The organism is Chitinophaga sp. RAB17 (genome assembly GCF_052114225.1).
In the GTDB taxonomy this organism is placed as follows: Bacteria; Bacteroidota; Bacteroidia; order Chitinophagales; family Chitinophagaceae; genus Chitinophaga.
Window position 1 is genome coordinate 328865 of sequence record NZ_JBFREI010000005.1, and the last position, 24922, is coordinate 353786.

Annotated in this window: 22 protein-coding genes and 1 tRNA gene; 4 read left to right on the forward strand and 19 right to left on the reverse strand. The window is 45.5% G+C overall.

All coding sequences use genetic code 11. From position 1 onward, the window contains the following. Window positions 1-505: 505 nt before the first annotated feature. The 5 genes from AB4Z08_RS19165 to AB4Z08_RS19185 all read right to left on the reverse strand — a co-directional run bounded on the left by AB4Z08_RS19165 (window position 506) and on the right by AB4Z08_RS19185 (window position 5954). Entirely contained in the window at window positions 506-1021 is a 516-nt protein-coding gene (locus tag AB4Z08_RS19165) for a hypothetical protein (RefSeq protein ID WP_441575379.1), read from the reverse strand. Beyond that, window positions 999-1292 (reverse strand): hypothetical protein, encoded by a 294-nt coding sequence (locus AB4Z08_RS19170; RefSeq protein WP_441575380.1) that lies wholly within the window; start codon window positions 1290-1292, stop codon window positions 999-1001. Before AB4Z08_RS19170 ends, AB4Z08_RS19165 begins: the two co-directional genes overlap by 23 nt. 916 nt (window positions 1293-2208) lie before the next feature. Next, window positions 2209-2281 (reverse strand) — tRNA-Lys (locus tag AB4Z08_RS19175). A 78-nt stretch (window positions 2282-2359) separates the two neighbouring features. Next, complete coding sequence (locus AB4Z08_RS19180) at window positions 2360-4786, reverse strand: penicillin acylase family protein (RefSeq protein WP_441575381.1); 2427 nt, start codon at window positions 4784-4786, stop codon at window positions 2360-2362. Window positions 4787-4838: 52 nt separating this feature from the next. Next, window positions 4839-5954 carry an aminotransferase class I/II-fold pyridoxal phosphate-dependent enzyme gene (locus tag AB4Z08_RS19185; protein WP_441575382.1) on the reverse strand — a complete coding sequence of 372 codons (1116 nt, stop codon included), beginning with the start codon at window positions 5952-5954 and terminating at the stop codon, window positions 4839-4841. A gap of 79 nt (window positions 5955-6033) precedes the next feature. Here AB4Z08_RS19185 and AB4Z08_RS19190 point away from each other — a divergent pair, with 79 nt between their 5' ends. Then, window positions 6034-6630, forward strand: a complete 597-nt coding sequence (locus AB4Z08_RS19190; RefSeq protein WP_134643393.1) for a tRNA-(ms[2]io[6]A)-hydroxylase — start codon at window positions 6034-6036, stop codon at window positions 6628-6630. 105 nt (window positions 6631-6735) lie between these two features. Here AB4Z08_RS19190 and AB4Z08_RS19195 read toward each other — a convergent pair whose 3' ends face one another. Further along, complete coding sequence (locus AB4Z08_RS19195; protein WP_441575383.1) at window positions 6736-9006, reverse strand: patatin-like phospholipase family protein; 2271 nt, start codon at window positions 9004-9006, stop codon at window positions 6736-6738. A 409-nt stretch (window positions 9007-9415) separates the two neighbouring features. Here AB4Z08_RS19195 and AB4Z08_RS19200 point away from each other — a divergent pair, with 409 nt between their 5' ends. After that, entirely contained in the window at window positions 9416-10876 is a 1461-nt protein-coding gene (locus AB4Z08_RS19200; protein ID WP_441575384.1) for an MFS transporter, read from the forward strand. A 212-nt stretch (window positions 10877-11088) separates the two neighbouring features. Here the strand turns inward: AB4Z08_RS19200 and AB4Z08_RS19205 are convergent, their stop codons facing one another. From AB4Z08_RS19205 to AB4Z08_RS19255, 11 genes are all read right to left on the reverse strand, one after another. Further along, window positions 11089-12063, reverse strand: coding sequence for a GSCFA domain-containing protein (locus tag AB4Z08_RS19205; protein ID WP_441575385.1), 975 nt, complete (start codon window positions 12061-12063; stop codon window positions 11089-11091). Between the two features lie 9 nt (window positions 12064-12072). Further along, window positions 12073-12924, reverse strand: a complete 852-nt coding sequence (locus tag AB4Z08_RS19210; protein ID WP_441575386.1) for a hydroxymethylglutaryl-CoA lyase — start codon at window positions 12922-12924, stop codon at window positions 12073-12075. A gap of 165 nt (window positions 12925-13089) precedes the next feature. Further along, window positions 13090-13911 carry a 23S rRNA (guanosine(2251)-2'-O)-methyltransferase RlmB gene (gene rlmB, locus AB4Z08_RS19215; protein WP_441575387.1) on the reverse strand — a complete coding sequence of 274 codons (822 nt, stop codon included), beginning with the start codon at window positions 13909-13911 and terminating at the stop codon, window positions 13090-13092. Window positions 13912-13931: 20 nt separating this feature from the next. Then, window positions 13932-14495: an NUDIX domain-containing protein gene (locus AB4Z08_RS19220; RefSeq protein WP_441575388.1), complete on the reverse strand. Its 564-nt coding sequence runs from the start codon at window positions 14493-14495 to the stop codon at window positions 13932-13934. 123 nt (window positions 14496-14618) lie between these two features. Continuing rightward, on the reverse strand, window positions 14619-15059 hold the full coding sequence (locus AB4Z08_RS19225; protein WP_441575389.1) for a GNAT family N-acetyltransferase: 441 nt from the start codon (window positions 15057-15059) through the stop codon (window positions 14619-14621). A 129-nt stretch (window positions 15060-15188) separates the two neighbouring features. Next, window positions 15189-16109, reverse strand: coding sequence for an EamA family transporter (locus AB4Z08_RS19230; RefSeq protein ID WP_441575390.1), 921 nt, complete (start codon window positions 16107-16109; stop codon window positions 15189-15191). Next, window positions 16102-17517, reverse strand: a complete 1416-nt coding sequence (locus tag AB4Z08_RS19235; protein WP_441575391.1) for a pyridoxal phosphate-dependent decarboxylase family protein — start codon at window positions 17515-17517, stop codon at window positions 16102-16104. Before AB4Z08_RS19235 ends, AB4Z08_RS19230 begins: the two co-directional genes overlap by 8 nt. A gap of 140 nt (window positions 17518-17657) precedes the next feature. After that, window positions 17658-18143, reverse strand: a complete 486-nt coding sequence (locus AB4Z08_RS19240; protein ID WP_441575392.1) for a methylated-DNA--[protein]-cysteine S-methyltransferase — start codon at window positions 18141-18143, stop codon at window positions 17658-17660. A gap of 9 nt (window positions 18144-18152) precedes the next feature. Beyond that, window positions 18153-19061 (reverse strand): DNA-3-methyladenine glycosylase family protein, encoded by a 909-nt coding sequence (locus tag AB4Z08_RS19245; RefSeq protein ID WP_441575393.1) that lies wholly within the window; start codon window positions 19059-19061, stop codon window positions 18153-18155. Between the two features lie 192 nt (window positions 19062-19253). Further along, a complete protein-coding gene (locus AB4Z08_RS19250; protein ID WP_441575394.1) occupies window positions 19254-19694 on the reverse strand; it encodes a carboxymuconolactone decarboxylase family protein in 441 nt (146 codons plus the stop codon). A gap of 28 nt (window positions 19695-19722) precedes the next feature. Then, entirely contained in the window at window positions 19723-20070 is a 348-nt protein-coding gene (locus tag AB4Z08_RS19255; protein ID WP_441575395.1) for a SnoaL-like domain-containing protein, read from the reverse strand. A gap of 96 nt (window positions 20071-20166) precedes the next feature. On the opposite strand from AB4Z08_RS19255, the gene AB4Z08_RS19260 reads away from it, so the two are divergent. Together AB4Z08_RS19260 and AB4Z08_RS19265 are read left to right on the forward strand one after the other, a co-directional pair. Further along, window positions 20167-21597: an aminotransferase-like domain-containing protein gene (locus tag AB4Z08_RS19260; RefSeq protein ID WP_441575396.1), complete on the forward strand. Its 1431-nt coding sequence runs from the start codon at window positions 20167-20169 to the stop codon at window positions 21595-21597. Window positions 21598-21669: 72 nt separating this feature from the next. Next, window positions 21670-23100 (forward strand): aminotransferase-like domain-containing protein, encoded by a 1431-nt coding sequence (locus AB4Z08_RS19265; protein ID WP_441575397.1) that lies wholly within the window; start codon window positions 21670-21672, stop codon window positions 23098-23100. Between the two features lie 260 nt (window positions 23101-23360). On the opposite strand, the gene AB4Z08_RS19270 is transcribed toward AB4Z08_RS19265, so the two are convergent. After that, window positions 23361-24110, reverse strand: a complete 750-nt coding sequence (locus AB4Z08_RS19270) for an SDR family oxidoreductase (protein ID WP_441575398.1) — start codon at window positions 24108-24110, stop codon at window positions 23361-23363. A 19-nt stretch (window positions 24111-24129) separates the two neighbouring features. After that, entirely contained in the window at window positions 24130-24885 is a 756-nt protein-coding gene (locus tag AB4Z08_RS19275) for a glucose 1-dehydrogenase (RefSeq protein WP_441575399.1), read from the reverse strand. Between the last annotated feature and the right edge of the window lie 37 nt (window positions 24886-24922).

Below are 24922 nucleotides of genomic sequence, written 5' to 3' on the forward strand. Positions count from 1 at the left end.
TGTTATTAAAGAGCCTAATAAAAATACAGATACTGCCGAATTAGCCCTTCTCACTACACTACACTGCACTATAAAGAAGCTAATCTTCAGAAACCGTCACATTACATAAGTAACAAATATTGAAGAAGACACTTCCAATGTTCTTAGGTTATTACCGAACAACACAAAGAATCATATGCTGTAAATTAATAGGATGCCCAAACCCTATATTCTGCTCACTTATAAATAATTTGTATTAACAAACACTACAACCTTATGGGGCTCGAATCTTTTATCTACATGAAAATAAAACACTTATTTGGGATCAAGTTAAAAACCTGGTGAATACCTTTTTTCAATACTCTCTAAATGCCAATACACTCGTGTTTGCCATTGTCAAATCCCCACTGCACTATCCTTGAATATTATACAATACTCAATACACTCCCATTAGCTAATCTTCCATCTGTCCCTATGTTTTTACTTATTAGATTATCTCCGGTGTTATAAATCTAACTGATATCATCTAATGAACTTCTTCAAATTTCTTTGCCTTTAAAACTTTTAATACAAAAGTACAGACTGTCGTATCCTTTCTAGTATTTAAATCCTCATTCGTCATATCTTTTATCTTAACAAATGGTATACTATCAGGGCAGAGTTTGTGGTGATCGTATTCGTAAACCATTGGTTGCACCAGGTCAAAATTTGCCCCTGATCCGGGGATAATCTTCTTCCAATTTGCTTTTTTGTAAAACTTGACTGCGCCTGCAAACGAAGTTTTAAGAACCTTAGGACTTCTAGTATATTCAATCGGATCAACAAATTTATTTCCTCTTACATGAAAAATAATAGTGGTATAGTCACTGCAAATATCACTATCAGGAATTCCATGTGAGACGTATTCTTTCTCTACCTGGGAAAGAAATTTATCTGTAGTTGCATTATCTACAGTCTTTACTTTTTGACTAAATCCTATTTTGCAGGTAAAAAGGATTATTAAAAGTAGTAAGATCGATTTAGTGATTACATTTTGTACCATTGAGTCCCATTTGATTGTAAAGATTAATGTTTTCTATACTGTCTTTAGCGCCTTGTGACATGGCCTTATATGCATCCGTATTTTCCAAGCCACCCCAACTTAATGCTGCTGCATCTGTAGTTGAAAGGTCCGGAAAGAGTTCCATTAATGCGCCTGCCATGATATTAACCCAATCCTTGGTCATCTGATTGTGATCACGTCCATTTTTATCAACCGCAGTGGGATCGGGCGGATGGGAAAGTAGGTAACCATGAACAAATTTGTGCATCATGGTTGCGCAAAGAAACTTTAAGGATGCGTTTTTTAGTTTGTCCTTGTTTAATGTTACGTAGGCATTTGCATGGCTGCCAGAGATAGATCCCYTAGTTCTCGCAGCATCTCGGCGAAAAGGTTACACTAAATTTAAGTATTGCCCGTGTAACCTTTTATGTTACCATTCACCTTCGTTTTGAATAATAAACCTTTGATACTGTTTGTTTTTTTGCTGTGATCCCCTTGGGGCAGAAATCGAACTTCCTGCTCATTGGCTTCAAAAACTTATATAATAAGCTGATACTTCATTGAATACTACCCTTATGCACCTTAAATCCTATCATGTCGCGAGGGCAGATACAGGGCTAAGCAACTGTTTAAGATAATCGAAGATCAGTCTTATATCTTCGTCATGGTTACTAACTTTATTCTCAAGTTACTCCAGCTTCAATAATATGTCCTTGTGAGTTGAAATCATCTCCCGCATCCGATAAAATATCCGTATTATCTGGATATTTACAGCTATAGCCCTCTCATTGTTCAAAACACAGGAAAGCATAGTCACACCTTGCTCACTAAAACAAAAAGGTACATAGCGCAGTCCCTCAAACTCCTCTTTAGAGGACGCAAATTGCGTCCTCCAATTCTCAAACTCTTCTATAGATTTTCGTGGAGCAAAAATCGTCGTTAGCATAAACTGTATACTTTATCGTTTGATAATTGCGTGGTATTAACAAATCAATGGTAGGTAAACCATTAAAAGAATATTAAACTGAGAAACTGTATGACCTAACGACTAAGAAATTGGCCCTATGGCACCCGAACTCCTTCTCAATTGAAAACAAACAATTTAAATGAGAGCTACCTTTTCTATAAAAATCTCGAACACAAAAAAGCCTTCAAATCTTGCGACTTGAAGGCTTCTTCATTTCCAGTGATCCCCTTGGGACTCGAACCCAAGACCCATACATTAAAAGTGTATTGCTCTACCAACTGAGCTAGGGAATCGTATACCCCGTTTTCTGTAACGGAGTGCAAAGATAGGAATTATTTAATTCCAGCCAAATTTTGTTGAAACTATTTTTATCACTTCCCTGTAAACACAAGCTTGTAGCGGATTACAGCGTCATCTTTTTCTTCCTTATTGAAAACATGCAGCTGGTAATACTTACCCACTGCCCAATCATTTACGCTGTTATCATAAAACGGACTACCCGGATTTCCGCTCTGTCCACCGGGATAAATACCGATCGCTTCTGTTTTATCAGAAAGCTGTACGATCATACGCCAGGAAGGGCCATGCGTTTGCTTTGTAGCATTGACAATATGTTGTCCGCCGCCGGTATTCAGGTGCAATGCACTGAATGCAGGAATACCACGGGAAAGGTGGTTAATATCTGTGCCACGCGCTTTGCCCAGTTCCAGTCTGCCAGCTTTATTAAGCTCTGACATTTCTTTTACAGTAGCGGTAAATACGCCTTGCAGCAACTGCGACAAAGTTTCTTTTTGTGGTGTATTGATATTATCAATAAAATGAAAGGCAGTGTCGCGTAGTAAAAGTTGCAGGGTGGTGATGGATTGCGGATAAGTAAGAATGGTCGTGTCTTTCGGACGGAGTTCATCTTGCCAGATCGTATCTTCCAGGTGACTCCACAGCTGATTGAAAATGGTGGCAGCTTTACTATCTGGCGTAGCCATAAAGTCCCAGGAAGAAAGCAGTTGCCAGTAGGGTTGTTGCTCTGCGGTCAGCGATGCGGTGTCAATATGTTGCCTGATCATAGGCATTGCCGCGGCGGCAAACAGGTTCTTATCATCATTCTGCAACTGCTGCATATCCACTGCGGTAATGGCGTTCATGGCCGCCAGTCGTTCGTTGATGCGGGCACCGCGGTAAAGATCGTATTCACCATATAGCGCATAAGGATAAGTGCTGTCTGTAGGCCGTTGATTGGCGGAGCTGACAAAGCCCCGTGCCGGATTCTTGATATGCGGCAACTCTTCATGAGGAATAAATCCCTGCCAGGCATAGGTGCTGTCTGTACCGGGCATGATCCATTTACCCTGATTTTTCCAACGGAGTGGATATTGCCCGTTATGCCAGATAGCGATATCGCCGGCTTTATCGGCAAATACGAAGTTCTGGGCCGGGCAGGTATACGTAGAGAGGGCCGCCAGGTAATCTTCGTAATTACTGGCCTTATTTAGCCTGTTAAAGGCAGCCAGTTCATTGGAAGGGTCCAGTGCTTTCCAGCGCATGGCCAGAAACGTTTGCCCCACAGTTTTATCGGGGAAAGTGTTGTCAAAGAGTACCGGGCCAAAAACGGTGTAGGCAACGGTATCATGTATCGTAGCACCGCCTCTTACTTTGATGTCTTCCACACGCAGATCGGCCTTGCGATAGCTGCCGTTATACAAATATTCTGAGATGCCGTTGCGGAACTGCATACGGTAGAAATCTTTTACATCTTCTTCTCCGTTGGTAACACCCCAGGCAATGTGGTCGTTGAAACCAATGATGACGCCGGGAGCGCCGGGGAGTGAGGCCCCGTATACATTCATGGCAGGTGTATGTATCTGTACTTCATACCAGAGAGAGGGCAGTGAGAGTCCCAGGTGTGGATCGCTGCATAGGATGGGAGCGCCTGAGCGGGTTTTGCTGCCGGCTACCGCCCAGTTATTGCTGCCGTTAGCCGGATCAGGTTTATCCATTTTAAATTTCATGAAAGCAGCATCTGCAGCCACTATACTGTCTGGCGGCGCGGTGGCCTTTGCAGAAGCAGCGGCAAAGGCAGTGCCTTTGGGTATGATTGGGTCGGTAGCGTCATGAAAGTCAGGATAGAGCAGGTTGAAGTCGGCCATAGAAAACAGGCGACGTGCATTGGTATATTCCAGGTCATCACAGAATCCTGCCAGGTCATGCGCCATGTATTTCAGCAACAGCGCGGATTTGATAACATCCCAACGTTCTGGCTTATAGTCCAGGATCTTATATTCTACCGGGTAGGTGGCAGGCGTAAGTGTGGCGATGTAGGCGTTGATGCCCGCAGCATAGGCAGTTACGGCTGTTTTGGTATCCGGGTCGGCCATCATTTGTTTAACGGTGCCTTCTGCGGCATATACCATTCCCAGGCGGCGTTGTCTGCGGTCATACTGCACCAGTTTAGGTCCCAGTATTTCAGATAAACGGCCAGCGGCGGCATAGGTCTGTAATTCCATCTGCCATAGCCGGTCACGGGCGGTTACATATCCCTGTACGTAATATGCGTCTGCCTCATTCTCCGCGAAAATATGCGGCACCATGCGGTCATCATACCATACTTCCGTTTTGCCGCTTAATCCTGGCAATACCAGTTTCTCCTTGGGAAATTCACCTATTGGCTCTGCATTCTGCCAGAAGCCCGTCTGCGGGCTTAACAGGTTTCCCAGTGGTGGTATTTGGCCCAGCTTATGGCTGAAAGCGTAAGAAAGTGATAAGGTAACTGCGGCGGTAACAATTGCGGGAATGATTCTCATATTACGTATCGGATGTAATATGTAAAATACATCAAATTTGATTCAAAACCGCCTATGCCTGCAATACTTTTATCAGCCGGTCTACTTCTGTTGCGGTATTAAAACTATGCAGTACAATACGCAGCCGCTCCGATCCTTTAGGCACCGTAGGATGCAGTATAGGCCGCACATCCAGCCCTGCCGACTGCAATGCGCCGGCTATTTTCCGGGTATGGTCATTCCCTCTCGTGAGCACGGCCTGTATAGGTGTATTTCCTGCCAGTAATTCAACATGATGCAGGCCGGTCTGGAATTGCCGGATCAGTGCCGATAGTTTTTCTCTTTCTGCCTGCATATAGGGAAATGCGGCATAGCCGGCCTCTATGGCTGCCAGTGCCGCCGGCGGCAGTGCTGTTGTGTATATAAAGGATCGGGAGAAGTTGATCAGGTAGTCGCGCAATGTCTCCGATCCAAGTACCACGGCACCATGACAACCAACTGCTTTTCCGAAAGTATGTATGCGCGCAAAGCATGCGCCGGTCAACTGCAGCTGCTGTACCAGTCCTTCTCCCCTGTTTCCGATGATACCGGTAGCATGGGCCTCATCTACTATCAGGTGTGCGCCATATTGCCCACAAAGTGCTGCAATGGCCGCCAGCGGCGCCAGGTCTCCATCCATAGAGTACACTGATTCTACGGCAACAAATATATTCCCGGTGGCATTTTTTAGTTTTTTCTCCAGGTCAGTGATATCGCTGTGCAGAAAAGAAAAAGACTGTGCCGCGGATAACCGCACCCCATCACGGATAGAAGCATGTATCAGCTGATCGTAGATGATGGTATCCCCTTTCCGGCCCAGACAGGAAAATACACCGAGATTGGCATCATAGCCGGAATTATATATCAGCCCTGCATCTGCCTGGTGGAAGTTGGCCAGATCTTTTTCCACAGACATTACCCACTCATAGTTACCCGCCAGCAACCTCGATCCGGTGCTGCCATGGGCAGGATGCCTTTCTTCCATGAGGGTATGAATATAGGCACGTACTTCCGCATTCCTGGCGAGTCCCAGGTAGTCGTTGGAACAAAAATCCACTTTGTCTCCCGGCAAACGTAATTCCCGGAAAGCCTGCTGCTCCCTGCGTTCATCCAACAAACGCGTTAAAAAAGAGGTACTGTCCTGCATCATAGATCTGTCTTTAGCGATGCACAATTTAAACTTTGCCGTTATCTTCGCAAAAAAGCTACCAGCTAACTGTTATTTTCAAATGAGCAAAGTATCAATACTCGGACTAAAATTGCCTACTGACCCCCGATGGGTTAACCTGGCAGCTATTTCATTGCAGGACATTCTCACGGACCACGCCTATTGCGAGCAAAAGGCGGCATCTTCTGCCATTTCGCTGATTCAGCGCAACCCGGAAAGAACAAGAATGGTAGAAGAACTGGCACCCATTGTTACGGAAGAATGGGGCCACTTCCGGCAAGTACTTGCTGAAATGAAAAAGCGAGGCTTGTCACTCGGCCGGCAACGAAAAGATGAATACGTAAACGCCCTGATGGATAACCGCGTAAAAGGTGGCCATGCAGATGATAGCTTCCTCGATGCGCTCCTCATTTTCGCATTGATTGAAGCCCGCAGCTGCGAACGCTTTCGCCTGTTGAGTGAAGGTTTGGAAGATGAATACATGCGCGAATTCTACCGCAAATTCATGATCTCGGAAGCAGGTCACTATCGACTGTTTATTGATCTCGCCAACGAATATTTTCCGGAAGATAAAGTAAGAAACCGCTGGCAGGAATGGCTGAAGATGGAAGCGGAAATACTACAAAATATTGATGTACGCGGAGACAGAATGCATTGATACAGCTGTTAGCAGTTAGCAGTTAGCTTTTAGCAAATGCAGCGAAGATCATCATACATCAATCTTCGCTGCATTTGCTAAAAGCTAACTGCTAACAGCTAAAAGCTAAAAGTTGAATCCCATATTTACATAGAACTTAAGTTGTCCCGACTGATCACTATACATCACGGTAGCTTCAATAGGACCTAAACGGCTGCTGTAACCCGCTCCCAGACCATAACCGCTGAGGTATTTGTAACGGTTTCCCCCGGTTAATTCACCATCGTAAATCGCAGCACCTATTCGCGGTACCGCAAATAAATTCCTGATAAACTCATATTGCCACGCCACCTGCACCGCTCCTATTTTCGGCGTGATCACCTCTCCTTCATACAACCCCACAAAAGGCACCTGGTTGCGTGCCACATTACTCATACCGCCAACTACATAACCATTCACAACCGACTCATTATAATGCAGATTGTAGCCAACATTACCATCCAGTTCCAAAGCCGATTTGCGCCCCATCGGGATATAATATTTCATGTTCAGAATAAACCGCTGATAGTTATTGAAGCGAACACCTAAACTATCCAGGTTCTGTTCTACTCCGCCAAAACTTACTTTAATACCTGAATGCTGGTTGTAAATTAATCCGGCCTCAAAATCCAGCAACAACCCCTTGGTAGGATATATTTTCTGATTCAGGGAGTTAATGCCGTAAGACAAATAAGTATTCAACTGATTGGTACTGCCGCGTACGTCCTGGAAATTGGAAAACTGCGGTTTGAATTTGATATACTCCCAGCGCGTACCCGCACCAATAGACATATTCCGGCTAATCGTGTACTGCATATCCATATTCGCATTGGCATATTTGCTCCGATAGGGCTGCAGTCTGTTGAAATCATCGTCATAAAAAGTAAGTCCGTTATTTTCATAATAGGTACTTAATCCAAATCCGAAATTACGGCTGCGTCCCAGGTACTTGAAGTATTCTGCTTCCAGGCGGGGGTTTTCGCTGATGGCTACTGTTACAAACGAACGGGAATTGGGAACAATGAAATTCCGCTGCATCAAATTCACAATCGCATTCGCGCCCGTGAAAGTGTTATAGTTCAGCGCCACCTTCACATAGGTGAGCGGATTTTCTTCTACCGTAATATCCATCCTGCTTTTACCATATCCTTCCGGCACCAGGTCGTAAGTAATCAGTTTATAAAATCGGGTACCATAAACCTTCAGGATAGCATTTCTTAACTGTGCAGGTGTATAGCATCCATTGGGTTTCAAGTGTAATCGCTGTAAAAAAAATTTCTGATCAGAATGCACCAACCCACTTACGTGTATGCTGCTAAGTTCTATGTCTGTAGGAAATGGTAATCGGTTAACCACAAATGGGCCCTCAGGATACAATGCGTTCAGTGAATCAGCCAGGTGTTTAAAAACAGGATACAACTCCCTGCCCTTGCTCCGTCCGGCTTCAATAATTGAATCCACACTTCCGAAGCTCGCAGCGGAATAGTTTTCCAGCTCCTTATTCATCGGTATATAAATATCACAGTGTTTGATCGCTTTTTTAAAGTCGTCTGCATCCTTATAGAAGCCAAGCTGATAAAGAATATCGAAAGGCGTCAGCAGCTGATCTGCCTTGCGCAGGCCACCACTCACATTGGCGCCAATTACAATGTCGGCGCCCATATCTTTGGCCGTGATTATGGGAAAGTTACGCACTACGCCACCGTCTACCAGTTTGCGGTCACCGATCTTTACAGCCGTAAAAACAGATGGAATGGCCATACTGGCGCGGAGACTGGTCACAATCTCCCCGCTGTCGAGCGTTACAATTTCGCCGGTAGCCACATCGGTGGCAATACATTTGAAAGGGATATTAAAGTCCTGGAAGTTTTTCACATCCTTTACCGGCCAGCAAAGATTGGCCAGCTCCAGCCACAGCGCTTCGCCGGAAATAACGCCGGAAGCCAGTTTCGGCTTGCCGTATTCGAAAGGAATTTCAATGATGTATTTGTTGTACTCTCTTTTTTCTTCGTAGGAGATGTCGGTGAGCACCGGCTGGTTGGAAAACAAACTATTCCAGTTGAGTTTGCGGGCAGCGGTTTCAATTTGTTTACCGGAATACCCCATGGCATACAGGCCGCCTACAATGCTGCCCATACTGGTGCCGGTAACCAGGTCTACTTTGAGCCCCGCACTATCAATAGCTTCCAGGATACCAATATGCGCCAATCCGCGTGCACCGCCGCCGCTGAGCGTCACGCCTATTTTCGGTCTGTTACTGATGGTTTGCTGAGCCTCCACTGTATAGTGGCAAATGATAGTAGCTAACAACAATAAACCTATAACCCTGCTGATGTATACGGATAGTCCCTGCTTCATTTTAAATAATTGGCCCTTATTAAAGATAAGGCTTTATCGACATTAAAGGATTAGGGGCACCGGAGATTTTTAGACAGACATTTGTTCTCATTGTAAATATTTGCTATCTTATTCCCCTTAAAAAGCGGAAGGCGGAAAGCAGAACGCAAAAAGCGGGGTGCATCCGTCGGGCTAAACCCTACCGGCTACAAGCAAACAGCTAAAAACATGTTATTGTCAATGTGCTAAGGCTCAGTGCCGAAAGCCAAAATCAAAACGCAGTCTAAAAGCTAACAGCTTAAAGCTAACAGCTATAAAAAACACGTTATTATCAATGCGCCAAGGCTCCGTGCCGAAAGCCAAAATCTTTAAAAACAAAACGCAGTCTAAAAGCTAACAGCTTAAAGCTAACAGCTATAACGCTACATTTATGAAAAACTCGCTCCCCTCGCAAAACATCTGGCAGGTAATCATGGCCTCGTCAGCAGGCACGCTCATTGAATGGTACGATTTCTACATCTTTGGCAGTTTATCCGCCATCATTGCGGAAAAGTTCTTTCCTCCCAGCAACCCGCAACTGGCCTACATTGCTACGCTGGCCACCTTTGCAGTGGGATTTATTGTACGCCCCTTTGGCGCCATTGTATTTGGTCGCCTGGGAGATATGGTAGGACGTAAATACACGTTCCTCCTCACACTCCTCATTATGGGCGGATCCACCTTTGCTATTGGCCTTATTCCCAGCTATCATACTATTGGTATACTGGCCCCCATATTAGTACTGATACTCCGGTTGGCCCAGGGCCTTGCCCTCGGTGGTGAATACGGCGGCGCGGCTACCTATGTGGCAGAACACTCGCCGGACAACCGCCGTGGCTATTATACCAGCTTTATACAAACAACGGCTACACTGGGACTCTTTGTATCTCTGGGTGTGATCCTGCTTACCCGCATGCTCATGACACCGGAAGATTTCAACAACTACGGCTGGCGTATTCCTTTCCTGCTCTCTGTGCTGTTGGTGATCATGTCGTATTATATACGGATACGCCTGCACGAATCACCCCTCTTTGCACAAATGAAGAAAGAAGGGAAAACGTCCACCAATCCCATAAAAGAAAGCTTTGCCAATAAAGAAAACCTGAAACTCGTGCTGATTGCATTGTTTGGCGCCGCCATGGGACAGGGTGTAGTATGGTACACCGGTCAGTTCTATGCGCTTTCCTTTCTGCAGAAAACCATGAACATAGAATTTGTGCAATCCAATATTATCATTGCCATTGCACTGCTCCTGGGTACGCCCTTCTTTATTTACTTCGGCTCCCTGTCTGATCGCATCGGGCGTAAAAAAATCATGCTTACCGGCATGCTGCTGGCGGCACTGGCCTACTACCCGATCTACCAGGTGATGGATAACATCGGCAATATTAAACTGAAACAGGAACAAACAGATCTGTTCAAAATTGAAAGCAACTTCGCTAAAAACGATGCTGGACAAATGGTCAGCAAAACCACCCGTGTACACAGCTACACCGATGGCAGCACCCTGAAAGAAACCGGCGATAAAAAAGAACTGACCGTAAGCCGGCTTAACATCACTTACCTGGTGTTACTCATCTTTATACAGGTACTTTTTGTAACCATGGTATATGCACCTATCGCAGCTTTCCTGGTGGAACTGTTTCCAACACGCATCCGGTATACTTCGATGTCACTCCCCTATCATATTGGTAATGGCGTATTTGGTGGCTTGTTGCCCACCATTTCCACCATCCTGGTTACCCAAACCGGTAACCACCTGGCAGGACTGATCTACCCGATCAGTATCGCAGTGATCTGCTTTATTGTAGGTATTATTTATCTGAAAGATAAAAGAGGTATTCCGCTGTAAGCGATTTTTTGTCTTGGAGCAGGATTATACTGATTTTGATGATTTTCCTGAGTTTTTTATGATTAAAAAAGATTAGCGAAGATAGAAGCGAATATCGCATCTGTCTTCGCTAATCTTTTTTAATTCCTGTAAAAATCAAGAAAATAAACTCAGGAAAATCATCAAAATCAGTATAATCCTGCTCCAAGACAAAAAATCGCACTCATCCCACCCTACGCAAGAAAGCACGCGTGTAAGTCATCGAGCTTCAGCTCCGGATGCTCCGCCATCAACTGTTTCACCCTTCCGGCATACGTATGCAAAAACTGTTTATGCTGACTGCTTTCCGGGTTAAAAGGCCGGTGATGCGCGGCGCGGTTAATGTCTGCGATCTGGTGCAGCAACCCCTGACTACCTTCACTGATACAGGCTTTGATCACCTGTTGCCATACATAATTGATGGCCAGTTCATTCGGATGTACCAGGTCTTCTTTATAAAAGCGATAATCGCGCAAATCATCTATCACCAGCTCATAGGCCGGGAAATAAAAGAGGCGGTTAAATTTATTAACGAGATGGTGCACTGCCTGCAGTAATACCGCTTTGCTGAGATTATTTTCCACTACCCCATCCCGGATATATCGTACCGGGCTAACGGTGAAGAGTATATTAATTTTCTTATTACGGAAAAATAAACGGTGCATCACGTTGTCCAGCGCCGTCACTACTTCATCTACCGTCAGCAGGCGTTTGTAAAAATTTCCGGCCGGCACTTTATGGCAGTTACCCACCAGGCGGCTGTTTTCTTTTAATACATAGGCATGTGCAGATCCCAGCGTTAGTATAAGCCAGTCGGCCTGATCGATGGATTGCACGGCTGCCGCCTGCATACGATTGATGTTTTCGAGGGCAGCTTCGGGCGTAAGGCCAGAAAAACGACTATGATGATCCCAGCTGTTCCAGGAATCGTTATGTTGAAATAAGTCTTCCCGGGTATATACTTTCCCATCCAGGTAACTGGTTAATGCACCTGTAATACTCAGTGGATTATATAAAATACCGTGTGGATTAATAAGGGTATTAAACCGGTGTTCCTGCAACTTTTCGCCTATTTCTTCCGCAAAACAGGAACCCATCAGCAACAACTCCTGCTTATATTGAATAGCAGTAGAGAGTGGAGCTACCGGAAAACTCAAATGAAATTGCATGTATTACAGTTAATCTTTAAAAACGGCATCTGCCAGTCGCTGTGCACCGCGTAATGCTGTCATATCCAGTGTGAGCGGCTCTTTCCGCTGATGACAGAAAGCAATCAGGTTTTCAGTAGCCAGGTTACCTACCAGTTCATCTTTCGCCATCGGACAACCGCCAATACCTTTAATGGAGCTATCAAAGCGTTTGCAACCCTGTTCGTAGGCTGCCCGTACTTTTTCTTCCCAGTTGTAGGGCGCTGCGTGAAAATGTGCGCCAAATTCCACATCCGGATAAGCGGGAATCAGGTGTTTAAACAAACCGGTAATGGTGGCGGGTTCCGCTACGCCTACTGTATCAGCGAGGGAGATAATGCCTATTTCCATCTTCACCATTTCTTCTACCCATTGCAATACAATTTCATGGCTGTACGGGTCTCCGTAAGGATTACCGAAGCCCATGGAAATGTATACTACCAGTTCTTTCCTGTTTTTGATACAGAGTTCCTGCATGGAGTGTACCTGTTCCAGTGACTCTGCAATAGTTTTATTCGTATTTCTTAACTGAAATGTTTCTGAAATCGAGAAAGGAAAACCCAGGTAATTGATTTCATCAAATACCACGGCTTCTTCCGCACCGCGCATATTTGCTACAATTGCCAGCAACTTGCTTTTAGTGCCGGATAACTGCAGCCGGGGTAATACGTCTTTCGTATCAGCCATTTGCGGAATGGCTTTGGGAGATACAAAACTTCCAAAATCAATCGTATCAAAACCAACTTTTAACAAAGCATCCAGGTACTTCACCTTCTCATCAGTGCTGATCATCCGGTGCCATCCCTGCATCGCATCACGCGGGCATTCAATTAATTTTAGCATAACAAACCATTTGTGGTATGCGGAGTTTGTCTTTCCCAGGATTATACTGATTATACTGATTTTGTCTTGTAAGATTTTTAAGGATCAGATCATCTTTAAAAATCATAAAAAATGGAAATCAGTATAATCAGTATAATCCTGGGAAAGACACACTCCGCATAGTCCCTATATATTTACTGTTCTTTGTTTCAGTGCTTCGTAAAGAATAATTCCTGCGGCCACCGATACGTTGAATGATTCAAAGTTACCGGCCATGGGTATACGAAACAGTACATCGGAAGCTTTAATCAGTGCGGGGTATACGCCTTTATCTTCCGATCCCATAATAACGGCTACCGGCTCTTTCAGATCACAGTCGTACAATTTGATGTCGGTTTCCATTTCACTCGCCAGTACTTTAATACCGTTGAGGTGCAGGGTATCAATGGCTTTATTCAGGCTGTTAACGCGGCAAACGGAAATCTTTTCCAGGGCGCCTGCGGAGGATTTTACGGCTTCTTCATTCAGTGCGGCGATGCCTTTATCGGGAATAATGATGGCCTGCGCGCCGCAACACACTGCGCTGCGGGCAATGGCGCCTATATTACGTACATCTGTAATACCATCCAGGATCAGGAACAGGGGTGTTTCTCCCTGGTCTATCACATGAGATATTACATCCTGTAAATCCAGGTAGGTAACATTCCCTGCAATGCCTACCACTCCCTGGTGGTTGGCCTGGGTAAGCCCGTTGAGCTTTTCTACCGGTACATAATTGACCGGAATATTATTCGCCAGGGCCATTTCCCGTATTTGCGGGATGATTTCGCCCGTGGCAGTGCGCAGCATAAAAATGCGCTCAATGGACTTGCCGGAGCTCAAAGCCTCCAGCATCGGCTGCCGGCCAATAATCATGGTAGATTGCTTTGGCCGCTGCGTTGCATATTTTTTAGGGCCGCTTTGCCCTTCTCTTCTTTCACCTTTGAAAGCGTTAAATTTCCTTTCCATGTGCTGCAAAGGTAACGGGTTTATTTGTTTAATAAGCCTTCATAGCCCATGAGCTTCACTTTTTGTATAGCCGCTACCGATAAGGAATCAGTGATTTCAAAGTCTTTTACCATACGATAGGCTTCTTCAAAAGGCACTTTTTTAACAAATAACTGCTCCGTATCTTCCGGTTCCGCCTCCCGCTGTTCCAGCCCTCTGGCCAGAAATACCACTCCTTCTTCGTCAGAAACGGAGTTGGACAGGTCCATCCTCGTAATCACTTCCCAATGCGTGGCCACCAGCCCGGTTTCCTCCAGCAATTCCCTTTTGGCACTGTCCAGTGGATCTTCCCCCAATGGGCCGCCGCCTTCCGGGATTTCCCAGCTAAACCGCTCTAATGGGAAACGATACTGCCCTACCAGGTAAATATTCATCTCCTCATCCAGCGCCACCACGCCTATGGCCTGGTTTTTAAAATGTACCACGCCATAAATGCCAGCACCGCCCGCAGGATTCAGTCCTTCATGATGCCATACGCTGATCCAGTTATTATCGTATCTCGTTTCCCTGGAATGAATCGTCCAGGGGTTCTTCGTTGTGTCCATGTAGAATAAAATTACGAATTAAGCATTACGAATGACGGATTTGTGGGTAGATAGTCAAATGTTGATCATCTGCTGTTATCAACTCCCAAATCCGTAATTCGTAATTCTTAATTCGTAATTCTTTTAGAGTGATTTATAATAGTAATAAGAATTTGTATCCTTTATGAACCCTACTTTTTCATAAAGTGCCTGTGCAGTTGTGTTGGCAATATAGGTCTGCAACATCAGCCAGGCGGCGTTCGTTTTTTTGCCGTGTGCGGTAGCAGCATTTATCAGGGCTTTGCCAGCACCTTTACCACGATGTTCTTCCAGCACATATAAATCATTCAATAACCAACCTCTTTTCATACCCAAAGAAGTAAATATCGGGTACAGTTGTGTGAAGCCCACAATTTCGTCTCCTTCCAGCACCACAAATATTTCACTGTCTTTTTTTTCAATTCTCTCAGTAATAAAAGCGAGCGCTCCTTTGAAATCCGGGGCCTGATCATAATAACCGCGGTAAGCATCAAACAATACCGCCACTTCATTGGTATGTAACTCCGTTGCCTGAATAACTTCCATAAGATAATATTTTATTGAATGCCTGCTCAATTTAACGCATTTCCCCAACAAAAGAAAAGATGCTCTGTCCGGTGAAAACCGGGGTGAACATCTGACTATTAACTTCTACCTTAAAAAATATAGCTATTACTATTTTGTAGTCATGGCAAGACTTTTCTTATTCTTATTGATGGCATTATTTACCAGGTATACACCGCCGATAGTAATCAGTGAACAAATCCCTGTCAGCCACGTAAGTTGCTCATGTAAAATCAACCAGCCCAGCAGCACTGCTACCACCGGATTGATGTAAGCATAAATAGATACCTGTGCCGGTGGCAGATTGTTCAGTGCAAATACATAGGCAGAATAGGAAAATACTGATCCTACCAATACCAGGTACAGCAGGCTTTCCCATAGCTCTGTTGTGAATGTACTTACTTCTATATGCTGCCCCAGGAAGAAAGTAGCTACTATCAACATAATGATGCCGCTAAAAAACATCTGGAAGCCGGCACCATACAGGTAATTTACGCCCAGTGCCCATTTGGCAGTAAGTACAGAACCCAGTGCCCAGAAAATACAGGAGCCAAACGCGATGAGGATACCAAACTGGAAATCCGGATTCATCAGGCTGGACAAATAATTATAGAAGATGCCCGCCACGCCGCCAAAGCCGAGGATCATTCCAATGATCAGCTGTAAGCTGAGCCGCGTACGCTGCACCAGGAAATAGCTGGCAATGGTGATCCAGATAGGAATGGTGGCTGCAATGATCGCCCCTAATCCACTGGGAATATATTTCATGGCCCAGGTAAGTAAGCCATTACCACCACAAAGCATCAGCGTGCCTATGATAAACAACTTCGACAACACCATCTTCTCCGGTAACTTATATCCCTTCAGTAAAAAGAAGCCTGTAATCAAAAATCCGGCTACTCCCTGTCTTATGCCTGCCAGCATTACGCCGTGCATATGCCTCACCCCTACACTGGAAGCCAGGTAAGTGGTCCCCCAGAAAATACTTACAATGGCAAGTGCGATGTAAGCATTTTTGTTTTGTTTACGCATAAGTATATTTATTCACTATTTTTTCTGCGAGCACTTTCATGGCGTCATACACCATGGTCACATCTTTCCCGCTGGTTCTCCAGTTCACCAGCGCCGCCCGGATGGCTTGCCGCCCATCGTATACCGTAGCCGTCATACATACTACCCCGGAGGCATTCAGGATCTCCAGGTATTCTTCCACTGCCGCTGCTTCTTCTGTTGCTGCTACATTCAGGGTAAAACAAACTACGCAGAGTCTTACCGGCGCCAGTAACACAAAATTCGGATCGTCTGCGAGCAAACTGCCCAATTGTTTGGCCAGCGTAATATTATTTTCTACCATCCAGCGATAGCCTTCTTTGCCGTAGGCCATCAATGAAAACCATGCAGGCAAGGCACGCTGCCTCCGCGAGTTTTCAGGGATGTGATTAATGAAGTTGAATTGTGCCGACGGGTCACCGAGATAGGCAGCACCGGCATTCTGAAATACCATCGTTTGCAATTGCGGGTGTCTGCAAAAAATCATCGCAGCATCATAGGGAACATTCAACCATTTATGTGCATCAATGGTGATGCTGTCTGCCTGCTCCCATCCATTCAACAAATGTTTCCATTGATCACTGCAAGCAGCAAAGCCACCAAAAGCAGCATCCACATGCAGCCAGAAGCCATACTCATCACGCAGTTTCACCAACTCGGCGATGTCATCAAAATCTACCGTATTCACGGTGCCTGCATTGGCTACATAAATAAAAGGGCCTTTATTTTCCTGCAAATACTTTTTTAATGCCGGTATGTCCACACATTCACGATGCTCGGGCACGGCTATACGTACCAGGTTATTCCGGCCTAATCCCAGCATAGACATGGCCTTGCTGATACTGGAATGCGGAGTACCTGACAATACTTTCAATCCGGATAATGCCGCCATGCCATCAGCTGCAATATCCACACCCAGCTGCTGTCCCAGCCATTGCCGCCCCACAGCAAGTCCTGTAAAGTTGGACATGGTGGCGCCGGTAACAAAGCAGCCGAGGAACTCGTCCGGTAATCCAAACAATTCTTTTAATAAAGCAATGGTTTCCGTTTCTATGTAAAAAGCAACTGAACTTTTATCTGATGAATTCAAATCCATAGCGGAAGTCAGCCAATCCCCCATCAGGGAAGCAGGCGTCACGCCTCCGGTTACAAAGCCCCAGTAGCGTGGGCCCGCAGCAGCAGTAATACCATGACCATACCGTTGCCGGAACATTTCCAATGCAGCGCCCCCGCCGATTCCCGCATCAGGAATCGACACTTCACCATTGATCTCTACCTGCTTATCGGCTGCCAGCTTATCTATAGAGGATAAAAACCTACTGCTAAAGTCTTTGGTTAACTGTAATAGCTGATCTGTATGTTTCAGATCATCCTGCAATTTCAAATCCATGGTTACGCGACGTTGATATGTTATCGATTGTAATTCAGGGTCAAAATTGAGACAATTATTGGTGTTAAAACAGATGCAGTTTTGTAAATTTTGAGGATATCAGATTGGAGACGTTTTTCCGACACGGAAAAACAGTGCGACTAGAGCAATCCGGTAAACAAGTCTACTCTTTCATGTTCTATCAGCCAGCGTTTACGCCAGATACCGCCGGCATAGCCGGTCAGCGTGCCATTGGCGCCTATCACCCGGTGACAGGGCACAATGATAGCCAGCCTGTTTTTTCCATTGGTAGTACCTACTGCACGAATACTTTTAGGATTATGAATCCGGCGGGCCAGCTGCTGATAGGAAATCGTTTGTCCGAATGGAATAGCTAATAGCTGTTGCCACACAGATTGCTGAAATTCGGTGCCTTCCTGTGAAAGTGGGAGATCAAATACTTTACGGTCGCCGGCAAAGTATTCATACAGCTGCTGTGCACAATCAAGCAATAAAGCAGGTGCCTGCGGAAAATCAACCGCCGGCTCCTCCGTGAAAGATACTGCATTAATGAATTGAGCAGTTCCGCTGATTAATAACGGACCAACGGGGGTGTCTATACGTAGATGATATACTCCTTCTTCCATGCTAATAATCTATTGGGGTAATAAGGACCTCCACAAATAAAAAGTGGCATATGCAGCATGCTCCTTCCATGGCCGGGTGTATTCCTGTAATGCAGTCATGGAAGGTTTGCTTTCCAAATCTAATCTATTTTTTATAGCATTCTGCAAACCAACGTCTTCCAGCAGCACAGATTGTGGAAAACGACGGTATTTCATCAGCGCATAATTGGCCGACCAGTTGCCAATTCCTTTGATGGCTACCAGTCTTTCCAATGCAGCCTCATAACTCATGACGTCCAGCACCGCTTCGGTCAGATAACCATTCGCCATTTGTTTAGCCGTTTCTACCAGGTACAATGCCTTGCTACGGGAAAACTGCATCGGCGCCAATTGCTCAGGCGCCAAAGCCGCTACCACCGCCGGATGCGGATATAAATAAAAATCAGTATCGTTTACCACGGCATGATAACCAAAGTTGGTAATAAAACGTTGACGGAGTGTATAAGCAAAAGCGAGGTTGATCTGTTGACCTATAATAGGCCAGCTGATAGCTTCAAACAGATCGGGCATCCCTATCAGCCGCAGGCCATGGTATTCCTGCGCCAATCCCTTTAACAACGGGTCTGTTTCTGTATAATCGTAAAAAGATTGCAGGCTGGCGTCCAGGTGTAACCAGTGCGTAATAAATTTCTTAATGGGTTCTTCTGCTATTGCTACTCCCAATGGCGCCAGTACCGTCACTTCCAGGTGATCGGGCTTCCGGCCGGGTGCAATTTCCACTACCACAGGTTCGCCTTCTGATAACAGCATCCGTTGCACTTTTCCATTACGGATATAATGTAAGCATTCCCTGTCTGATCTTCCCAGGAAGCGCAGACACTCCTCAAAAGAAAAGTGCTGCGCCTCACGAATGGGAATTAATATTTTCTGCAAAGCCATACTCAAAATTAAGCAATGCAAATTGGAGACAACTGCGATTTCTTGCTATTTTTTGTCTTTATCCAGGATTATACTGATGATACTGATTTTGTTTTCCCCGATTTTTAAATGACTACTTAATCATTCAAACTCATCAAAAGCAAAAATCAGTTTAATCAGTATAATCCTGGATAAAGACAACAATTCGCGGAATTATCCTATCGGTTGAGCCCTCGCTGTAATGGCGATCCGGTTCCAAGCATTGATCATCACAATAGCGAGTGTAATTTGCGCTACCTCTTCCGGTGTAAATACTGCCAGCGCAGCATTGTATACATCATCCGGTACATGGGTAGTGCTTACCAGTGTTACCGATTCTGTGAGCCCCAGCGCTGCACGTTCTTTGTCGGTATAGTAAGGCGCTTCATGCCAGGCATTCAAGCCATAAATACGCTGCTCGGTTTCCCCCATTTTGCGGGCATCTTTGGTGTGCATGTTCAAACAAAAAGCACAGCCGTTGATCTGGGAGGCGCGGATTTTTATGAGTTCAGATAAAGTCTTATCGAGACCAATAGAATTAATAAAATCCTGTAACCCCGTTAAGGCTTTCAACGCTCCCGGTACGAGCTTGTAAATGTCCATTCTTGCTTCCATAATAGTAGGTGTTTATTAAGTGAATGTTTTAATAGAAAAATTGTTCGCGGATGATCTTACCATCTTTTACATGATACACGCATAGTTCGTTTCTCGTTCGCCGGCCGATGTTGACGATGGTAACATCCATCAGCAGCTGCAACGCAAAATAGTCGTCCGCTACTATGGGCTCCGATATTTCCAGCAGATGCCGCTCCAGGATATTGTCCAGGAACAGCTGCTCTTTAGCCATGATAGCCGGCAGCCCTGTGGTAATACGGCCGTCCGGTTCTACGTTTACCGCATCCTCGTGAAAAAGAGTTGCCTGCGCCTCCGGAAATTTCCACTCCCGGCAAAGTTGAGCCAATGTATAAGCGATCCGTTTAACAACTGTCATGATAGTGATTTGTGGATACAAAATAACAGCAAAAAACACCACCAAAACAGATACAGAATTACGAATATTAAAGCATAACAGATTACCTTTAGGGAGATGAAAAAAAATAACGGGTTTATATACCTGAAACTGGCGGAAAAAATTCAGCAAATGATCAGCGGCGGCGTATATACCGTAGGTGACAAACTTCCGTCTGTTCGGTCGTTACACCAGGAACATGGTATCAGTATCAGTACCGCATTACAGGTATACACCCACCTGGAAAAAAAAGGCTGGGTGGAAGCAAGAGAAAAATCAGGATACTTTGTTCATTATGCACATAATATCCGGCCTAAACTACCACCGGTATCAAATCCGCTGCCTACGGCGGGCAAAGTACAGATCAACGAAAAGCTGGCCATGTTCAGGAAAACAAGTCAGTCGCAGAAAACCATTTCACTGATAGGCGCCTCCCCGGATACCTCCCTGCTGCCTTCCGTCAAGCTAAAGAAAGCGCTTCAGCTCTGTGCCCGCGAGCTCGATACTTCGTATATCCCTTACGGTGATATTACCGGCCACGAGCCTTTCCGGCGCCATATAGCCAGGCACTGCCTCAACTGGGGACGTGCGGTATCACCTAACGAAATCATCGTGACCAATGGCGCCATTGAAGCAGCAGTACTATGTTTGCGTGCAGTGGCCAAAGCCGGCGATACCATTGCCATAGAATCACCCACTTTTTTCGGCCTGCTGCTGGGCATTGAAAGTCTGGGTATGAAAGCACTGGAGATACCTACCGACCCGGTGACCGGCGTTAGCCTCGATAAACTCGAAGATGCCTTTAAACAAAAGAAAGTACAGGCCTGCCTGTTCGTCACCAACTACAATAATCCCCTTGGCAGCTGTATGCCGGATAACAACAAGGAACAATTGGCGAAACTATTGCAGCAATACCAGGTACCGTTAATAGAAGACGATGTATATGGAGATCTGCACTTTGCGCCGGAGCGGCCCCGAACAGTTAAATCGTATGATGAAGAAGGACTGGTATTGTATTGTTCTTCCTGGTCCAAATCCATTGCCGCCGGTTTGCGCATTGGCTGGGTAATTGGAGGACGCTACCATGAAAAAATTGCTCAACTTAAATTCATGACTTCTGCCAGCACAGGCCTGTTACCGCAACTGGTACTGACAAAATTTCTGGATCAGCAACGACTGGACCTTCATCTTAAATCCCTGCGACAGGCACTCAACATGCAAACCATGCAGATCACGAAGGCCATACAGGAATATTTTCCGGGAGAGACACAACTGACCCGCCCCAACGGAGGCATCAGTTTATGGGTCGTGCTGCCCTCTAAAGTCAATACCTGGCAGCTCCATGAAGCGGCGGTGGAGCAAGGTATTACCTTCACGCCCGGCTCCCTGTTTTCCAGCCAGGACCGATATCGTAACTGTATCCGGCTTACTAATTCCAACCCCTGGAATGATGACCAGGAATGGGCAGTCCAGACGCTCGGCCGCCTTATTGGCAAACAGCTAAAATGACTTCTCCCGAAAAAAATAAAATAAAAACAGATGCCAAATTTGTACTTTTGACCAGATCAGATTTGCATTGCCATGATAAAAACCGCCGATCACCTGTACCTGCAGGTAGCTGATAACATAGAACAGCTGATAGAAAAAGATGTGATGAAAATAGGGGAAAAACTGCCTTCTGTGCGCATGCTCAGCAAGCAGCAGGGGATCAGTTTAACCACCGCTTTCCAGGCATATTATCACCTGGAATCAAAGGGTCTCATTGAATCCAGACCTAAGTCGGGCTATTATATCCGCTTCGCCTCCCGGCGCATGCCCGCTATGCCCAATACCTGTGCACCGGTAAAAAAAGCCAGCGAAGCAACGGTGAGTGATATGGTGATGGAAGTATTCAGTCACCACAGAAACCCCAACATCCTGAATTTTTCTGTAGCAACCCCACCACCAGAGCTGCTGCCTGCTGCTAAAATGGCGAAAGCCGTGGTACACGCACTCCGCAACCTGCCCAATAACGGAATCGGCTATGAAGAGTTGCAGGGCAATGCGCTGTTACGCGGACAAATTGCGCGGATGTCGTTAGCCTGGGGCGGCGCTTTTACGGCAGAAGATGTCGTAACCACCAGTGGTTGTATGGATGCACTCACTTTGTGCCTCACAGCCGTTACACAACCTGGCGATACCATTGCGATTGAAAGTCCCGCTTATTATGGCTCCATGCAACTGGCAGAAAGTCTGGGGCTGAGAGTGCTGGAAGTGCCCACCCACCCGATTTATGGAGTAGACCTCGAGTACCTCGACAAAGCTATACCCCGTCATAAAATCAAAGCCTGTCTTTTTGTAACCAACTACAACAACCCGTTGGGTTCCTGTATGCCGGACAAAAATAAAAAGGTGCTGGTAGACATGATGGTGAAATACGATATTGCCCTGATAGAAGATGATATATATGGAGACCTTTATTTCTCCAAACAACGTCCTGCCAACTGCAAAACATTTGATAAATACGGACACGTATTGCTCTGCAATTCTTTTTCCAAATCACTGGCGCCGGGCTATCGCGTAGGATGGACTATGCCGGGAAAATACAAGGAAAAGGTATTGCTGATGAAACAAAATCACTCCATTGCATGTGCTTCGCTGCCACAGGCGGCGGTAGGACATTTCCTTGAAATTGGCCGCTACGAATTTCACCTGCGCAATTTGCGGAAAATGCTGCATACCCAATGTTTGCGGTACTCTCAGGCGATCAACGAATATTTCCCGGAAGGCACCCGCATCTCCAGACCACAGGGAGGTTGTGTGCTGTGGATAGAGCTGGATGAATCCATCAATACATTTGAATTGTTCCAGCAGGCCCTGAAACATAAGATCGGCTTCTGCCCCGGCAGAATTTTTTCGCTGCAGAACAAATACAATAACTGTTTACGTATCAGTTTTGGTAATGCCTGGAGCAAACAGGTAGATGATGGATTAAAAACACTGGGGAAACTGATCAAAAAAATTACGAATTAGGAATTACGAATTACGGATTTGTGAGGAGATATACACGTTTACTATCTCCCCACAAACCCGTAATTCGTAATTCCTAATTCGTAATTCTTAAAAGCTGCTGCCAGATACCTGTATAGCAAGCGGCATCCGGCAGACAACCAATGGGATTAACATCCTAAACAACCGTTAACTGTAAATCAACAAAGAAATTCTTTTTGATGTCCTTGCTGCTGGTGCAGCATTTACACAATGCTGCACACGGCAACGCCCAGGATCATTTATCAACCGATCAACGGATGTACCATAAGTCCACCGTCTACATTATATTCTCCACCAGTAATAAATGAGGCTTCATCAGAAGCCAGGAAGGTGACCATGTTGGCGATATCTTCCGCTTTGCCTAACCGGCCCAGGGGAGTGATATTGCCCAGATGTGTTTTAAAAACATCCGGCATGCCTACCTTTTCCAGTAATGGAGTGGCAATGATGCCGGGATTCACGGTATTAACCCGTATTTTCCGGCTGGCCAGCTCCCTCGATAATGTTCTGCCTAAAGAGTTTAACGCTGCTTTGCTGGCAGATAATACCGCTCCGTTAGGAGTGCCGGAATACGCATTCAGCGCAGATAGCAGGGTAATAGAACCCCCATCATTGATGAGGGGCAATAAGTGCTGTATGGTGAAAAAGGCGCCTTTGAAATTAACATTCATTAATTCATCGTATAAGTCTGTTGTAACCGTTTCAAACGGTGCCAGTTTCGCCACACCCGCATTTATAAACAACGCATCTATTTTTCCAAAACGTCCCTGTATATATTCCGCCAACCGTTTCGCATCATTCAAATCTGACTGATCTGCTTTAAAACCTTCTGCAGGGTGCCCGAGTGTATATACAGCTTCCTGTATGGCATCCGGATTACGACCTGTTATCAATACCTTTGCTCCCTTTGCTAAAAATGATGCTGCTGTTGTATAACCTATGCCGCTGTTACCGCCAGTGATAACAACTATTTTATCTTTCAATGATGACATGAATAAGTGTTTTGAGAAATTAGGCGATTAATGGATGTACGCTAAGGCCGCCGTCTACATTGTATTCTACGCCGGTGATAAACGATGCATCGTCGGACGCGAGGAAGGATACCAGTTTGGCTATTTCTTCCGGACGGCCCATTCTGCCTATCGGCATTCTTTGTGCCAGATGAGCTTCGTTGAACGCATCTTTAGAGATCCCTGCCTTTTCTAGAATAGGTGTATCCACCGGACCGGGATTGACGATGTTCACCCTGATTTTTCTGCTGGCTAATTCTCTTGATAAAGTACGACCCAGTGAGTTCAATCCTGCTTTGCTGGCGCTGTACACCGCTGTTCCCGGCATGCCCGAGTGTGCATTCACAGAGGATAACAGGATGATGGTGCCGCCGTCGTTAATTAACGGGAGTAAGTGCTGTACCGTAAAAAATGCGCCCTTCAGATTAATGTCCATAATCCTGTCGAATTCCGCTTCTGTTACATCTGCAATGTTGGCAAATGTACCTATCCCGGCGTTCACAAACAGGATATCTATCTTACCATAACGGTCACGCACATACTCCGCCAATTGTTTTGAGTCTTCTATTCTTCCCTGATCCGCAATAAAACTATCTACGTCCTTGCCAAGTGTAGCCACTGCCTGCTGTACAGCCTCTGGTCTACGCCCTGTGATTAATACCTTTGCGCCTTTCGCCAAAAAATCTGCTGCTGTTGCATATCCTATACCGCTGTTACCGCCCGTGATGACAGCGGTTTTGTGTTGTAATAGTTCCATCCTATTGATTTATTTAAGTTTATCAATGTAATTACTT

Coding starts and splice junctions, on each gene's coding strand:
- AB4Z08_RS19260 (WP_441575396.1), top strand. CDS start 20,167: ATGAAAAAAAATAACGGGTTTATATACCTGAAACTGGCGGAAAAAATT.
- AB4Z08_RS19185 (WP_441575382.1), bottom strand. CDS start 5,954: ATGATGCAGGACAGTACCTCTTTTTTAACGCGTTTGTTGGATGAACGC.
- AB4Z08_RS19240 (WP_441575392.1), bottom strand. CDS start 18,143: ATGGAAGAAGGAGTATATCATCTACGTATAGACACCCCCGTTGGTCCG.
- rlmB (WP_441575387.1), bottom strand. CDS start 13,911: ATGGAAAGGAAATTTAACGCTTTCAAAGGTGAAAGAAGAGAAGGGCAA.
- AB4Z08_RS19225 (WP_441575389.1), bottom strand. CDS start 15,059: ATGGAAGTTATTCAGGCAACGGAGTTACATACCAATGAAGTGGCGGTA.
- AB4Z08_RS19200 (WP_441575384.1), top strand. CDS start 9,416: ATGAAAAACTCGCTCCCCTCGCAAAACATCTGGCAGGTAATCATGGCC.
- AB4Z08_RS19220 (WP_441575388.1), bottom strand. CDS start 14,495: ATGGACACAACGAAGAACCCCTGGACGATTCATTCCAGGGAAACGAGA.
- AB4Z08_RS19195 (WP_441575383.1), bottom strand. CDS start 9,006: ATGAAGCAGGGACTATCCGTATACATCAGCAGGGTTATAGGTTTATTG.
- AB4Z08_RS19265 (WP_441575397.1), top strand. CDS start 21,670: ATGATAAAAACCGCCGATCACCTGTACCTGCAGGTAGCTGATAACATA.
- AB4Z08_RS19275 (WP_441575399.1), bottom strand. CDS start 24,885: ATGGAACTATTACAACACAAAACCGCTGTCATCACGGGCGGTAACAGC.
- AB4Z08_RS19270 (WP_441575398.1), bottom strand. CDS start 24,110: ATGTCATCATTGAAAGATAAAATAGTTGTTATCACTGGCGGTAACAGC.
- AB4Z08_RS19245 (WP_441575393.1), bottom strand. CDS start 19,061: ATGGCTTTGCAGAAAATATTAATTCCCATTCGTGAGGCGCAGCACTTT.
- AB4Z08_RS19250 (WP_441575394.1), bottom strand. CDS start 19,694: ATGGAAGCAAGAATGGACATTTACAAGCTCGTACCGGGAGCGTTGAAA.
- AB4Z08_RS19165 (WP_441575379.1), bottom strand. CDS start 1,021: ATGGTACAAAATGTAATCACTAAATCGATCTTACTACTTTTAATAATC.
- AB4Z08_RS19190 (WP_134643393.1), top strand. CDS start 6,034: ATGAGCAAAGTATCAATACTCGGACTAAAATTGCCTACTGACCCCCGA.
- AB4Z08_RS19205 (WP_441575385.1), bottom strand. CDS start 12,063: ATGCAATTTCATTTGAGTTTTCCGGTAGCTCCACTCTCTACTGCTATT.
- AB4Z08_RS19180 (WP_441575381.1), bottom strand. CDS start 4,786: ATGAGAATCATTCCCGCAATTGTTACCGCCGCAGTTACCTTATCACTT.
- AB4Z08_RS19230 (WP_441575390.1), bottom strand. CDS start 16,109: ATGCGTAAACAAAACAAAAATGCTTACATCGCACTTGCCATTGTAAGT.
- AB4Z08_RS19255 (WP_441575395.1), bottom strand. CDS start 20,070: ATGACAGTTGTTAAACGGATCGCTTATACATTGGCTCAACTTTGCCGG.
- AB4Z08_RS19210 (WP_441575386.1), bottom strand. CDS start 12,924: ATGCTAAAATTAATTGAATGCCCGCGTGATGCGATGCAGGGATGGCAC.
- AB4Z08_RS19235 (WP_441575391.1), bottom strand. CDS start 17,517: ATGGATTTGAAATTGCAGGATGATCTGAAACATACAGATCAGCTATTA.
- AB4Z08_RS19170 (WP_441575380.1), bottom strand. CDS start 1,292: ATGATGCACAAATTTGTTCATGGTTACCTACTTTCCCATCCGCCCGAT.